Here is a 13,651-nt window from a genome sequence, read left to right on the forward strand (position 1 = left end):
TGATCGGCTGGCGGATCGCCTACAGCAGCGGCGACATCAGCCGCGCGAGCGCTTCAGGCAAGCGGCTGCGCCACAGCGGGCGTTGACGATCCGCCGTGACCTGCGTGCAACTCAGGCAATCATGTTCGATCAGTTCGGCGAGCTCGGCCACCAGCCCGCGATCACGGAACAGCACCGAGCTCTCGAAGTTGAGGCGGAAACTTCGATGGTCGAAATTCGCGCTGCCGATGATCGCCAGGTCGTCGTCGCAAAGCAGAGCCTTGGTGTGCAGCATCCTGGGCCCGTACTCGAGCACCTTGACCCCGGCGGCCATCAGGTCATCGAAGTAGGATCGGGCGGCGTGGGTGACCAGCCGGCTGTCGGTGTTCTTGGGCACCAGAAGGCGCACGTCCACCCCGCCCAGTGCCGCGGAGGTCAGCGCCATCATCGCCGCCTCTCCCGGGACGAAGTAGGGCGTAACGAGCCAGACCCGGCGCCGTGCCGCGTGGATGGCGGAGACATGCAGGCGGTGGATCGCCTCCCAGGGCGAGTCCGGCCCGGACACGACCATCTGCACCATGATGTCGCCCGGCGTGGACTCGGGGAAGGTGATGTGCGGCGGCGGTTCGCCAGTGGCGTAGACCCAGTCTTCCAGGAACACCAGCTGCAGCGATCGCACCACATCGCCTTCCAGGCGCAGGTGCAGGTCGCGGTAGGCGTTGTCGCCGAGGGTCTCGTCCTCTTCATCGGTGATGTTGATGCCACCAATGAAGCCGACGGCGCCGTCGATCACCACGATCTTGCGGTGGCTGCGCAGGTTCAGCCATGGCCGTTGCCAGAACCAGTGCAGGCGCATCGGATGGAACCACGCAACCTCGCCACCGGCCTCCACCAGCGGCTTGAGGAAGGCGCGAGAGGTGCTGCCCGATCCCACCGCATCCAGCAGCAGGCGCACCTTGACCCCGGCGCGGGCCCGCTCGATGAGTGCATCGCGCAGTGCTGTCCCCGTGCGGTCGGGCTGGAAGATGTAGTACTCCAGATGCACGTGCTCGCGCGCGCGCGCGACTTCCTCGTTGAGTTGGCGGTACTTGCTGTTGCCGTCGATCAGCAGGTGCGCGCTGGTGGCGGTGCTGGGTGGCAGGCCGGTGACGGTCTGCGCCATCCGCGCCAGCTCGATGGCGGCCGCGTCGGGCACCCGTCCGGCGGGGAGTGCCGGCATGCGTGTCCGGCTGCGGTCCCGTCGCAGGCGTTGCCGCCGGATGCGTTGTGGGCCGAAAAAGAAGTAGATCGCAAAACCCAGATAGGGCAGGGCGGCCAGGCTGACCAGCCAGCTCAGGGTGGCGGCCGGCTCACGCTTCTGCAGGATGATCCAGACACCCAGCCAGATGACGTAGATCGCCCAGCCCAGCGCCAGCCACGCCGCCAGATGCTCGATCGCGGTGGTCTGGTGCCACCACGCACGCAGGGTCTCACCCATGCTCAGCCCATCCCGGGGAGCAGCGGGCCGCCCAGCCACAGCCAGCGTGTCATCCACGCGCTGACGATGGCGATAAGCACGGTCAGGGGCACCCCGACCCGGAGAAAGTCGCCAAACCGGTATTGGCCGGGTCCCAGGATGAGCAGATTGCCGTGATGGCCGATCGGGGTCAGGAAGGCCACCACCGCGCCCAGCGCGGTACACACCACGAACGGCGTGGGTTCCATCGACAGCGACTGCGCCAGCTCCACCGCGATCGGTCCGAGCAGGACCACTGTGGCGGAGTCGGAAAGCACCTGGGTCAGCAGGCCGGCGATCGAGAACAGCACCAGCAGGATCATCAGCACCGGCCAGTCCGCGACCACATGGCGCAAGCCGGAGGCCATCAATTGCGCGGTGCCGGTCTGCTCCATCGCAATCCCCAGCGGGATCACCCCGGCGATCATCACGAACACGCGCACGTCGATCTCGCGATAGGCCTGGCCGATGTCCACGCAACGGGTGGCGACGATGGCGACCGCGCCACACAGGAACGCCAGCGGTACCGGTAGCCACTCCAGGACGGCCGCGAGGATGGTGACCGCGAGAATCGTCAGCGCCAGCGGCGCGCGCACGCGGCGCTTGGCCTCGCCGGCAAACGGCACCAGCATCAGGAATCCATGGTGGGTGGCCAACTCTGCGAACCGGGCCGGGCGGCCCCACAGAACCAGCAGGTCGCCCTCGCGCAGGCGGGCATCCGCCAGACGGGGCGCGACATGACCCTGGCGCCGCCACAGGCCGACGATCACGGCCTTGAAGCGGTGCGAGAAATCCAGCTCGCGGATGCTGCGGCCGATGAACTCCGAGCCCGGCGCCACCACCGCCTGGACCAGCTGCGGCTTTACCTCGCCATCGCCCAGGGCGCGGGTGCCGAACCGTGAGATCGCGTGCAGGTCGATCCCGGCGTCGTCGTGCAGCGAGGCCAGTGCGTCGGCGGACGCCTCCACCAGCAACACGTCGCCGCTGATCAGCGGGCTGGATGCACCCAGGTCGCGGCGAAGCTTGTTGTCGCGCAGCCAGCCGACCATCCGGAACTTGTCGCCGAGTGCCTTCTCCAGCTCGGCCAACGGCCGCGTGCTCCAGCGCGAGCCTTCAACGATCAACAGCTCGGTGCGGTAGCGATCGAGGCGCAGGTAGCCGTCGTCTTCCGCATCCACACCGCGTTTGGGCAGGATCCAGCGGGTCAGCAGCATGTAGGCCATGCCGATCAGCACCAGCGCGATGCCGATCGGGGTGATCGAGAACACCCCCAGGCCCTCCGCGCCCGTGCGCTTGAGCAGGTTGTTGGCGAGCAGGAACGCCGGTGCGCTGACCAGGGTCAGGCAGGTGCCCAGCGACGCCGCCAGCGACATCGGCATCAGCAGCCGCGATGGCGCCAGGCCGTTGGTCTTGGCCAGCCGTCCCATGATCGGGAGCATCATCGCCGTCACCATCACGTGGTGGGTGAATGACGCCATCACCGCAACCGCCGGCATGGTCACCGCGATCACCCGCGCCTCGCTCCTGCCCGACGCGCGGCCGATCCACTGGCCGATGTGCTCGGTGATGCCGGTCGCAGCGAGTCCGCCGGAGATGACGAACACCGCGGCGACGATGATCGCCGGCTCGCTGGAAAACCCGGAAAGCGCCTGCTCCTCGTCCAGCAGGCCCGTCACCACCAGCGCCATCAGCATCAGCATCGCGGTCACGTCCACGCGGACCCGCTCGCTGATGAACAGATACAGTCCACCGCTGAGGATCAACAGGAAGGTCAGCTGCTGCAATGTGATCGGAAGCCATGCCATTGCGCGCATTGTGCGTTAGAACCGGTGATCGTGGCGGCGGGCGCGTGTCGCCCGGACCACCGCCCCGTCACGGCGGGTGACGTTACAATCCGGCCCTCGCTCCCGCCAACGTGATGATGTCCCCAGCGGTTCGCCCACAATCCGATGACGCCCGTTTCCGTGCCGCAGTAGCGGCCACAGCGGTGGGAATGGCGATCCTGGCCATTGACGGGACCTGGCAGGAAACCAACCCGGCGCTGCGTTGCCTTCTGGCTGGTGTGGCCGGCGCTCCGACCGTCGATGGGCCGGCGCCGGGCACGCTCTTCGAGCTTGTCCAAAGCGAGCAGGCGGCGACGCTCAGGGCGGAGGTCGCGGCGCTGGTCGCCGGAGATCGTCAGGCGATCGATCGTCCGATTACCTGTCATCGCGGCGACGAGGCGCTCGAGGTTCGGGTCAATATCGCCGCCATCCGCGACACTGCAGGGCTGGCAACCGGCCTGGTAGCGCAAATCCGCGAGGACACGGGTGCTGTCCAGGCTGCGGCCCTGGATGCGATGCGTCATCAACTGCAGGCGCAGGTCGATGCGGTTGCCCACGACCTGCGCGCACCGCTGCGGTCGATCAACAATTTCTCGGGCCTGCTGGCACGCAAGCTGGACGAAGGACTGGACGCCACCTCACGCGACCACCTCGGCCGGATCCGCGGTGCCGCCTCGCGCATGTCGGGCTTGCTCGACGGCCTGGCCGAGCTGTCGCGCGCGTCCACCGCGCAGATTCGGGAGTCGCTGGTGGACATCAGCATGCTCGCCGACTGGGTCGCCGCCGAGCAGCAGGACGCCCATCCCGATCGCGAGTTCCTCATCACGGTGCAGCCCGGCCTGGGCGCCCGTGGCGACGAGCGCCTGCTGAAAACCCTGCTGGCCCAAGTGATGGACAACGCGCGCCGGTTCTCCCCCGACGGCGGCCCCGTCAGCGTTGACGTGGCAGGCACGCAGGCCGATGGCATGCTGCGCTTGTCGATACGCGACCGCGGCCGCGGATTCGACATGCGCTACCGCCACAAACTGTTTGAGCCCTTCCAGCGCCTGCACGGCGCCGATGAAGGGGCCGGTGATGGCCTCGGACTGGCCATCGCCCAGCGGATCGCCGAACGTCATGGCGGTCGCATCGATGCCGAATCCGATCCCGATTCCGGCAGTGTGTTCCACCTTTACCTGCCGGCGGCCCAGATCGCCGGTGCAGCACCTGGAGAGTAGTGCCCATGAACAAGGTCATCCTGCTGGTCGAAGACAATCCCGACGACGTCGAGTTGACGCGCCTGGCCTTTGACGAGGCGAAGATCGCCAACCAGCTGGTGGTGGTGGGCGACGGCGCTGAAGCGCTGGACTACCTGTTTGCCAAGGGCAACTACGCCGACCGTGATCCCAACGAACTGCCGTCGATCGTGCTGCTGGACCTCAACCTGCCCAAGGTGGACGGCCGCGAGGTCCTGCAGGCGGTGCGCGCCAACCCGTTGACCAAGACCCTGCCGGTGGTGGTGCTGACCACCAGCACCGAGCCCTTCGATGTGGAAGCCAGCTACTCGCTTGGGGTCAACAGCTACATCCAGAAGCCGGTCGATTTCGAGCAGTTCGTGTGGGCCGTGAAGCAGGTCGGGCTCTACTGGCTGGTGCTCAACCACGCGCGCACCTGAAACGAGCGTTCGCTCACCCCGGCCCGTACAGGGCCTCGGCGCGCTGGAACAGCAGCCAACTCGTGGCGATGTACTTGTCGCCGCCTTCGGGGCGGTTGCCACGGTGGGTATGGGTAAACGCCGCCGGGGCGATCAACACCGAGCCGGTGCGCGGCGCGACCTTGCGCCGTTGATAGAGGAACTCGGTCTCCCCCTGCGCGAAGTCGTCGTTGAGGTAGACCGTCCACAACAGGTGGCGGTGCAGCGTTTCGGCCTGGGCATCGCGCGGGTAGAGCTCGCAATGCCAGTAGGGGTAGCCACCGCTGCCTGCGCGGTAGCGCTGCAGGTTGATCGCGCCGGGGCGCAGCACCGTCCGCACGATTGGCGCGAGTTCCGCATCGGCCATCCCCCGCATCCGCTCCGGCGTCAGCCGCTGATGGCCGCCCTCCGCATCGGCGACCTCCAGCATCAAGGGCGCGATCAGCGTGTGCGGCCAGCGCCTCACGTACTCCAGCAGGGCGGTGAACATCGCCGCGTTCAAGGAGGCTTCGACATCGCACCATTCGGGCTGGCCGCTGATGGTCAGGTCAAGGCTGTCCTTGAGATCGGTGTGCACGCCTCCGCCCACCTCACCCGGCCGCGCCGCGCCGCTGTTGCCGAAGCGCTCGACCAGATCCCGGCACCAGTCGCGTTCCAGGCAGTCGTGGCGGACATGGATGAAATCGTCGACCGAGGCCGATGCGGCGGTTGAACTCGGGCTGGGCGGGGTGGGGGCGGGCATGCGGACTCCATGGACGAATTGCGGATCAACGTTCCGGATGATTCCTGCGTCATGCGATCGACGCTCGGTTCCGGCCCCGCATGGTCGCATCCACCGGCCGGAATTCGAAGGCGCGCGGGTGGGGGGGCCAGAGCGTTCGCCTGCGCCATACGCGCCCGTTGTAACTTCAGCCGACGGAGTGGTGTTACACCGGTGATACAGGCGCTGAAATGGCGATGAACCAAGCCTGAAGCGCGTACCGCTCAATTCACCTGCTGCGGGTGTGACAAGCGTGTGACAAGGGAGCGGTGATGGAATCCATCATGGTCGGATAAGTTGCTGAAATATAAAGGTATTAATCGTTGGCATGCATGATGCGTTATCCCCTGGACCACTCTGGGGATCGGATATGCGCTACGCAATCGCCACACCTGCGGGACTGGTGCCTCTTCTGCTGATAGCCCTCGTGCTGATGCCCGCGGGCGCGTCCGCTTCGGGCGCGCGCAAGGGCGTCCATGCCAAACACGGCGAGATGGTCCTGCTGCGCGACGTCTCGGCCCGCCACGCGGTGCGGACCAAGCCGCCGGGCATGGCGCTGATCGTGGACCCCTCGCCAAAGAGCAATCTCGACGCGGTCCTCGGCACGGGCGAGCTGTCCGAGGAGGAGTACGCGAGCCTGGGCGCGGGCAGCGCCGCCCGACCCGTGCCGGCGGTGACGCAGATGACCGGGCGCGCGCTGGCGCCGCTGGGATCACTGACCTCCACCACCAACGGCACCCTCTCCGGCAACGGTATCAACCAGGCACTCGGGGTGCCGATGGGCGCGGTGGGCAATGTCACCCGCGGCGTCGGCGACCAGGTTCGTGGCGCCCTGGCGCAGTTCCCGCTGGTCTCACCACCCGCCACCACTCCACCGCCGGGAGGCTGAGATGGCGATGACCTGCTCCTGCTCATTGCCGCGTCTGGCCATTACCGCCGTGGCCACGCTTTTTTGCTCGGCCGCGATCGCCGCACAGCCCGGCGATGGCTACGCAGACATGCTCGACTATCTCGCCAGCACCCGCATCGACGGTCGTGCGTTTGTCGATGCCAGCGGCGCCGTCGGCGCCAACCTGGCAGCCGGTGACCACAACCTGCAGGCCAACCTGCGCAGTTTCGCCAGTGGCGGCCAGGCCGGTTCCATCGCCAGCGCCCGTCAGCAGCACGACAACAATCACATCGACACGCCCACGCATGCGTCCGCCACGATCGGTGGCGTGGCGTTCGGCCATGCCAGCGGGCTGGTGTCGATCAATCAGGCCAGCGGAAGCGGCAACGCGGAGACCAACCTCGTTGCCGCTGCACTGGCGCACCAGGGCATACGCGAATCGACCGACGGCAGCCTGCTGTCGGCCGTGTCCGCGTCAGCAGGGGGGCAGGCGTCCCCGAATCCGGACGTGGCCAGACCCGGCACGCGCAACGTCGCGGTGGAATCCACCGCCATGCAGGGGTTCGAAGGAATTCTGCAACTCAACCAGATCGCGGGGTCCGGCAACAGCATCAGCAACCAGCTGGCGCTGTCTGTCGAGGGACACCCGTGAGTCGTTCCCGTTCAAGTGGTACCACGAGAGAGAGAGGATGAAGCAATGAATGTCAGGATCCGGAAAACCGCCATCGCATTGGCCGTCACGACACTGCTCGCCAGCCCGCTGGCCTTCGCCCAGAGCGTGGATGACCCCAATGTCAGTGCAGATATCCTGCACAACCACGTCGTCGTGGAAGACTGGGACATCACCGTTGACGACACCCGCAACACCATCGTTTACAACGACACCACCAACAACACGTCCGACAGCTCCAGTGTCAGCAATGACACCAGCAATTCGGTGAGCGATTCCTACACCGGCGACGTCTCCATCAACGACGATCGCAGCTACAGCACATCCACCGACAACAGCACCAGCAATTCGGTGAGCGACTCCTACTCGAGCGACTGGTCCAGCGATGTGTCGATCAACGATGACCGCAGCTACAGCACCTCGGTCGACAACAGCACCAGCAATGCGGTGAGTGACTCGTACTCCAGCGACACGTCCATCACCGACGACCGTGCCTACACCTGGTCCAACGACGTCACCGAGAACATCGAGCGCACCGAGGTGGTCAACTCCGACGTGCGCAAGGAAGGCAACGAGCACCAGGTATCGGTCTCGCTGAAGAAGGACCTGTCGCTGAGCTCGGACATCAGCTTCACCGGCAACCCGACGATCAGTGGCGATATCGAACTGGATTCGGCGGCCATTGCCATCGTCGACAACCGCCAGTCCTCCAGCAACAACCTCGGCATGAACGACATGCTCAGCAACGAGGCGTCGATCGAGGACGATGTCGGATCGGATGCTTCCGGCAACCTGGCCTTCAACGTCGCCGCCGGCGACAACAACGTGCAGGACAACGCGGCTGCCCTGTCGGCGGCGGATGCGAGCTTCGCCTTCGGCATGGCCGATGCGGAAGTCTTCGTCAACCAGGCGGGCAGCGGCAACCTCACCATGAACAGCGGTGTCACCAACGACGCCAGCATGGGTGGCAACGCGTTCAGTGCGGCCTCCGGCAACATCGGGGTCAACATTGCCGCTGGCAACAACAACCAGCAGAAAAATGCGCTGGCCGCGTCGGTGGCCACGAGTGCCTACGCCCAGTCGAGCGTGAGTTCCAATCAGAACAGCTCGGGCAACGTGACCGACAACGCCGGACATTACGAGCGACGCACCGAGACCGTGGCGATCGACCTGAGCGGCACGGTGGACGGCTTCACGATCGCCGAGGGTTACGGTGGCTATGAGGGCACGTCGCAAGGCAGCTTCGAGGGCAGCAGCACGGCATCGCTGTCGGGCTTTGCCGATCAGATCGGCGACGTGTATCCCGACATGTGGTCCAACGGGGCCAATGACGACTCGTCCAATCCGCATCCGGGCGGCAGCCTGATGGGCCACTTCGACCTGGATACCGATACCCAGGGCGGCTCCGACCTCAACGGCGACGGCGGCGCGCTGGCGTTTGGCGTCGACATGGACGGCGAAGGGTCGGTCTCGGGCACGACCGAGTCCAGCCAGTCCGGTGAGCTGGGCTTCATGGAGCTGGGTTACGCGGCACTGGATGCCAGCCTGAGCGGCAGCGTGACCAACTCGTACTGGATCGCAGTGGACGCGACCAACACGGCGAGCCTGTCGGGCAGCGCGTTCAGCGCGGCCTCCGGAAACATCGGCGTCAACGTCGCCGCCGGTACCGGCAACCTGCAGGCCAACAGCCTCTCCCTCGCGGTCGCCCAGCCCTCAACGGGCGCTGGCGGCGGTGGCGGCGGCGGCGAACAGTAAGCCAGGAGCGTAACCCCGGTCACCCTCCCCTGTGACCGGGTCCCGAAAGCCCCGCTCTCCTTTCCCCCGGGAGCGGGGCTTTCCCTTTCAACGGTGGAGTGACATGACCCGATTCCTGCAGATGCTGGCAACCGGCTGCGTGCTGGCGTGGCCGGTGTTCGCGCCGTCCGCACTGGCCGGCGAGATCGCGTTCAGCGGGGTGCTGCCCAACGGCGGCCTTTACACCCGCAACGTGGAGAGCATGCGCGAAGGTCGCTTCCGCAACATCGTGCGGCAACAGACCGATTACAGCTGCGGCGCCTCGGCGCTGGCGACCATCCTGCGCTACGCCTACCACCTGGATGCCGATGAGACGACGGTGATCCAGGGCATGCTGGGCATCGCCGATGCCGAGCTGGTGGAGCAGCGGGGATTCTCGTTGCTGGACATCAAGCGCTATGTGGAGTCGCTGGGCATGCGCGGGCGTGGCTACCGGATCAGTGAAGAGCGCCTGCGTTCGCTGCGGGTGCCCGGCCTGGTGTTGATGGATGTGCGCGGATTCCGCCACTTCGTCGTGCTCAAGCAGGTGGCCGGCGAATACGCCGAAATCGCCGATCCGATCCTCGGCAACCGCAGTGTGCCGATCGGGGAATTCCTCGAGTCCTGGCCGTCGCGAGCGGTGTTCGTCGTTATAGGAAGTGACTTTGACCGCAACACGGCGTTGCTGCAGCCGTCCGAGCGCCCCAGTGCGCGCGCCTTGCTGGCCATGCAGCGACCGATCAGTGAGGCCGACCTGCTGGACTTCGGTTTCACCCACGCCGATCTCTTTTGAAGGAGCGCGATCATGCGCCGACTGTATTCCCACCTCATCACCGCCGGCTTCGGGCTGGGCCTGCTGCTGGCGACACCGGCCCAGGCGAGCGGCTTGCAGGCCGTTGCGGCCACTGCCGGGGGTGCGCTTTCGGCACCACCTACTTCAGCTGACGCGCCTGCCGTCCGCCGCGCGACAGGCATGGCCGAAATCCCCGATCCCGAGCTGGCGACCATGCGCGGGCGCTACACCGTGGGCGACCATCAGGTGGCCTGGTTCGGTGTGTCGATGATCTCGACCTGGCAGACCGCGTCCGGCCAGACCCTGGAGGGCACGCTGCTGCTGGGCATGGACTTCTCCCAAGGCGGTCGCCCGGTGGTCAGCTTCACGCCGACGGTCAACATCACAGCGGTTGATGCCCCGGTGACAGGCAGCGACGGTATTGCCCGCGGCGTTGATGCGTCCGGGCTGGCCAACGTGTCGGGCATGACCCAGAGCGTGCAGGTGGCCGGTGACGGCAACATCGCCGCCAACGTCACCCGTCTGAACGTGCGTGCTGGGGACGCCCCGGCCGCCGCCGCCGCATCGGCGCCCGGCAACGCCACCAGCCGTGTCGGCGACGCCGTGGCAAGTGCCGCGTTTGACGGCGGCAGTGCCAACGTCTTGTTGCAGGTCCAGGGACAGGGTGCGGTCCAGCAGTGGATCCGCAACGGCAGCCTGGGGCAGTCGATCCAGCTGACCAGCGATCACCAGCAGGTCAGCAACCGGATGGAGATCGACCTCGTCCGCCAGTCCCTCGCGTCCAATGCGCAGCTGGCTCAGAACGTGGCCCAGGCGATACAGATGACGCGCGGGATCGGGCCGGGAGGTTACTGAGATGGAGCAGGCAGGCGCATGGACGGCGGGCGCGTGGAACGAGACGGTTTGCAGCGCGGGCACAATCGCAACGGGAACCGCGAACCGGGCGGACAGGGAAGGTGACGCATGAAGGTCCTGCCCACGGCCATCGCCCTGGTTCTGGCCGGCGCAACGCCGTTCGCGGCATTGGCCCAGCAAGCCCAGCCCGCCCGGCAAGCCCAGCCGACAGGGGCGCGCTCGGAGCGCAGCGTCGATCCGCAGGACCAGGCCGACGTGCGTGCCCTGCTCGCCGAGCTGGAGGCGCTCAAGGGCAGCTACGCCCAGGAGGTCCGTCGCCTGCGTGAGCTGGATATGCGGGTGCAGGCGCTGCAGGCACGGGTGGACGGCAAAACCCTGCCCGTCCAGCCGGCGCCGTCAGCGGTCGCGAGCAGCGCGTCGCCCGCACCGGTGGCGACGCCATCGGCTGCCGCCTCGCCGGCGTCCGCGGACGGCTACGCGAGCAGCCCCGCAGAAGCGGCCGAGGCCAAGGAAGCCTCCAAGCGCAGCGTCGATGACGTGAAACAGCAGGTGGCGGCGGTGTTCGATCGCCGGCTCACCCTGGAGAACGCGGTCACCTACAACCGCTACGACCGCAAGCAACTGACCCTGACCGGCTTCCTCGCGCTGGACGCGATATTCCTGGGCAACATCGCCATCGAGAACGTCGAGTCCGACACCCTGACCTACAACTTCGCCGCCCGCTACGGGCTCAACCCGCGCCTGACGCTGAACCTGGACGTGCCCTACATCGCGCGCAAGACGGTCTACCAGAAGGGTGGTGCGGGCGGATCGGCGGGTGCCGTGGCCCAGGAGGACACGTTCGGGCACGGCTTTGGCGATGTCACCGTGAGCGGCAACTACCGGATGTTCATGGAAAGTCCGCGCTGGCCGGAGACCGTGCTCACACTGGGCGTCACCGCCCCCACCGGACGCGAGCCGTACGGAATTTCCTGGGAAGTGCTTGAGCGCGATGACGATGGGTTCATCCGCTTCGCCGTACCCGAGGAGGAGCCCACCGGCAATGGCGTCTGGCAGACCAACGTGGGTGTGTCGGTGGTGAAAACTGCCGATCCCGCGATCCTGTTCGGCAACTTCGGCTACATCCATTCCTTCCGCAACAGCTTTGACGACCTCGACAACAACCCGGAAACCGTCAATCCCGGTGATGTGCAGCTGGGGCGCAGCTTCTACTTTGGCGCCGGCGTGGCGTTCGCGTTCAACGAGCGCACCAGCCTGAGCATCTCCTACAGCGACAAGCTGAGCGCCCGTGCGCGCACCCGCTACGACGGCCAGGAGTGGACGAAGATCATCGGCAGCGACGCCAACGCGGGCATGTTCAACCTGGGCGTGACCTACGCGCTGAACCAGCACACCACCCTGGTCAGCTCGCTGGGCATCGGCCTGACCCCGGATGCACCGGATTTCAGCCTGGTGTTCAAGGTGCCGTACATGCTGTGAGCGTGACCCGCGCGACGCGGGGGTCGGTTTCGGCGTTCGTGGTCGGCTCGCGCGTCAGCGCAGTTGCGCGAGATCCAGCTTGTGCTTGCGGCACAGGCGATACACCGTCACCCGGGACACCTTCAGCCGGCGTGCGGTTTCGCTGATGTTGAATCCACTCTCGCGCAGGCAGGCCAGGATTGTCTCGCGTTCGGCGGACTCGCGGGCGGTGTCGAGCGCGCCGTCACCCGCAGGCGGCTGCGGTTTGCCGCACAGGCCCAGCTCCTCTGCGCTGATCAGCTCGCCGTTGGCGATGACCGCCGCGCGCTGCACCCGGTTGATCAGCTCGCGTACGTGTCCGGGCCAATCAAACCCCAGCATGGCCTTCTGCGCATCCGCGCTGAAGGCGCGCGCGCGGGTCGGGTTCGATTCCCGGAACGCACTCAGGAAATGCCCTGCAAGCAGGAGGATGTCCTGGCCGCGCTCGTGCAGCGGTGGCATGTGCAGCCGCAGGACATTGAGGCGGTAGAACAGGTCATTGCGGAACTTGCCGGCCGCGACGGCGGCTTCCAGATCGACATTGGTGGCCGCCAGCACCCGCACATCCACCGGAATCGATTCGTGGCTGCCCACGCGTTGCACGCTGTGTTCCTGCAGCACGCGCAACAGGTTGGTCTGCGCTTCCAGCGGGAGGTCGCCGATCTCGTCCAGGAACACCGTGCCGCCGTTGGCGCTCTCGAACAGCCCGGTGCGCCGCGCATTGGCACCGGTAAAGGCACCACGTTCGTGTCCGAAGAGTTCCGACTGGACCAGATTGGGCGACAGCGCGCCGCAGTTGACCGCAGCGAAACGCGCGTGGCGACGCACCGACAGCTCGTGCAGCACGCGCGCGGCAACATCCTTGCCGGTGCCGGTCTGGCCGGTGATGAGCACCGGCAGGTCGACCGGTGCGAACTTGCGGATGGTACCGTGGATGTCCCGCATCGCGGGGCTGGCGCCGATAAGCGCATCCAACGCGTGGATGGGATTGCTGAGCGGATCATGCGCCAGGCGGCCCAGGGTCTGGATCAGCCGGGACAGGTCCAGCGGTGCGGTCAGGATCGCCGCGCACTGGTCCAGAACGCGGTGGCGGGCCGGCGAGTGGCTGGTCTCTCCGGGCACAACCGCCAGCAATGACAGGTAATCGTGGTCATCGGTGAGACGCTCCAGCCGGTCCAGGCAGCCGTGGCTGCCGTCGCGAAGGTCCAGCACGCCGACCACGGTGTCGCCTGCGCGCAGTCCGATCCCATCGTCGGCATTGGCTGCACGCACCTGCCAGCCGGCGGCGCCCAGGGCGGCGCGTTCGTGGCGCAGCGGTTCTCCGAACCAGATCACGCATTGCGTGGGAAGCGCTGGAACAACAGCCATGGGTTCCCCCAAATGACGCCTGGGTAAAACGCGGCCGGATTCCCCTGTCAAGCCGACTGCCGTCTCCCTCCTGATAC

The 13,651-nt window shown here is 66.7% G+C and carries 12 protein-coding genes; 8 read left to right on the forward strand and 4 right to left on the reverse strand.

What is annotated here, in order from left to right:
* Window positions 1–19: 19 nt before the first annotated feature.
* Window positions 20–1,456, reverse strand: a complete 1,437-nt coding sequence (gene cls / locus INQ42_RS00065) for a cardiolipin synthase (protein ID WP_194034623.1) — start codon at window positions 1,454–1,456, stop codon at window positions 20–22.
* A gap of 2 nt (window positions 1,457–1,458) precedes the next feature.
* Window positions 1,459–3,279, reverse strand: a complete 1,821-nt coding sequence (locus INQ42_RS00070) for an SLC13 family permease (protein WP_228062543.1) — start codon at window positions 3,277–3,279, stop codon at window positions 1,459–1,461.
* Window positions 3,280–3,467: 188 nt separating this feature from the next.
* Between INQ42_RS00070 and INQ42_RS00075 the strand changes: the two genes are divergently transcribed.
* Both INQ42_RS00075 and INQ42_RS00080 read left to right on the forward strand, forming a co-directional pair.
* Window positions 3,468–4,514, forward strand: a complete 1,047-nt coding sequence (locus INQ42_RS00075) for a sensor histidine kinase (RefSeq protein ID WP_194034624.1) — start codon at window positions 3,468–3,470, stop codon at window positions 4,512–4,514.
* Window positions 4,515–4,519: 5 nt separating this feature from the next.
* Window positions 4,520–4,951: a response regulator gene (locus tag INQ42_RS00080; RefSeq protein ID WP_194034625.1), complete on the forward strand. Its 432-nt coding sequence runs from the start codon at window positions 4,520–4,522 to the stop codon at window positions 4,949–4,951.
* A gap of 13 nt (window positions 4,952–4,964) precedes the next feature.
* Here INQ42_RS00080 and INQ42_RS00085 read toward each other — a convergent pair whose 3' ends face one another.
* Complete coding sequence (locus tag INQ42_RS00085) at window positions 4,965–5,711, reverse strand: 2OG-Fe(II) oxygenase (RefSeq protein ID WP_194034626.1); 747 nt, start codon at window positions 5,709–5,711, stop codon at window positions 4,965–4,967.
* Between the two features lie 388 nt (window positions 5,712–6,099).
* On the opposite strand from INQ42_RS00085, the gene INQ42_RS00090 reads away from it, so the two are divergent.
* The 6 genes from INQ42_RS00090 to INQ42_RS00115 all read left to right on the forward strand — a co-directional run bounded on the left by INQ42_RS00090 (window position 6,100) and on the right by INQ42_RS00115 (window position 12,188).
* Window positions 6,100–6,618 carry a hypothetical protein gene (locus INQ42_RS00090; protein WP_194034627.1) on the forward strand — a complete coding sequence of 173 codons (519 nt, stop codon included), beginning with the start codon at window positions 6,100–6,102 and terminating at the stop codon, window positions 6,616–6,618.
* Between the two features lies 1 nt (window position 6,619).
* Window positions 6,620–7,270: a hypothetical protein gene (locus INQ42_RS00095; protein WP_228064382.1), complete on the forward strand. Its 651-nt coding sequence runs from the start codon at window positions 6,620–6,622 to the stop codon at window positions 7,268–7,270.
* Window positions 7,271–7,315: 45 nt separating this feature from the next.
* Window positions 7,316–9,043: an adhesin gene (locus tag INQ42_RS00100; protein ID WP_194034628.1), complete on the forward strand. Its 1,728-nt coding sequence runs from the start codon at window positions 7,316–7,318 to the stop codon at window positions 9,041–9,043.
* A gap of 121 nt (window positions 9,044–9,164) precedes the next feature.
* Window positions 9,165–9,854: a C39 family peptidase gene (locus INQ42_RS00105; RefSeq protein ID WP_228062703.1), complete on the forward strand. Its 690-nt coding sequence runs from the start codon at window positions 9,165–9,167 to the stop codon at window positions 9,852–9,854.
* A 180-nt stretch (window positions 9,855–10,034) separates the two neighbouring features.
* Window positions 10,035–10,709, forward strand: a complete 675-nt coding sequence (locus tag INQ42_RS00110) for a hypothetical protein (RefSeq protein ID WP_194035662.1) — start codon at window positions 10,035–10,037, stop codon at window positions 10,707–10,709.
* A gap of 108 nt (window positions 10,710–10,817) precedes the next feature.
* Window positions 10,818–12,188 carry a transporter family protein gene (locus INQ42_RS00115; RefSeq protein WP_194034630.1) on the forward strand — a complete coding sequence of 457 codons (1,371 nt, stop codon included), beginning with the start codon at window positions 10,818–10,820 and terminating at the stop codon, window positions 12,186–12,188.
* Window positions 12,189–12,242: 54 nt separating this feature from the next.
* Here the strand turns inward: INQ42_RS00115 and INQ42_RS00120 are convergent, their stop codons facing one another.
* Complete coding sequence (locus INQ42_RS00120; protein ID WP_194034631.1) at window positions 12,243–13,574, reverse strand: sigma-54 interaction domain-containing protein; 1,332 nt, start codon at window positions 13,572–13,574, stop codon at window positions 12,243–12,245.
* Between the last annotated feature and the right edge of the window lie 77 nt (window positions 13,575–13,651).

The sequence above is a fragment of the Lysobacter avium genome, from assembly GCF_015209745.1.
Lineage (GTDB): Bacteria > Pseudomonadota > Gammaproteobacteria > Xanthomonadales > Xanthomonadaceae > Novilysobacter > Novilysobacter avium.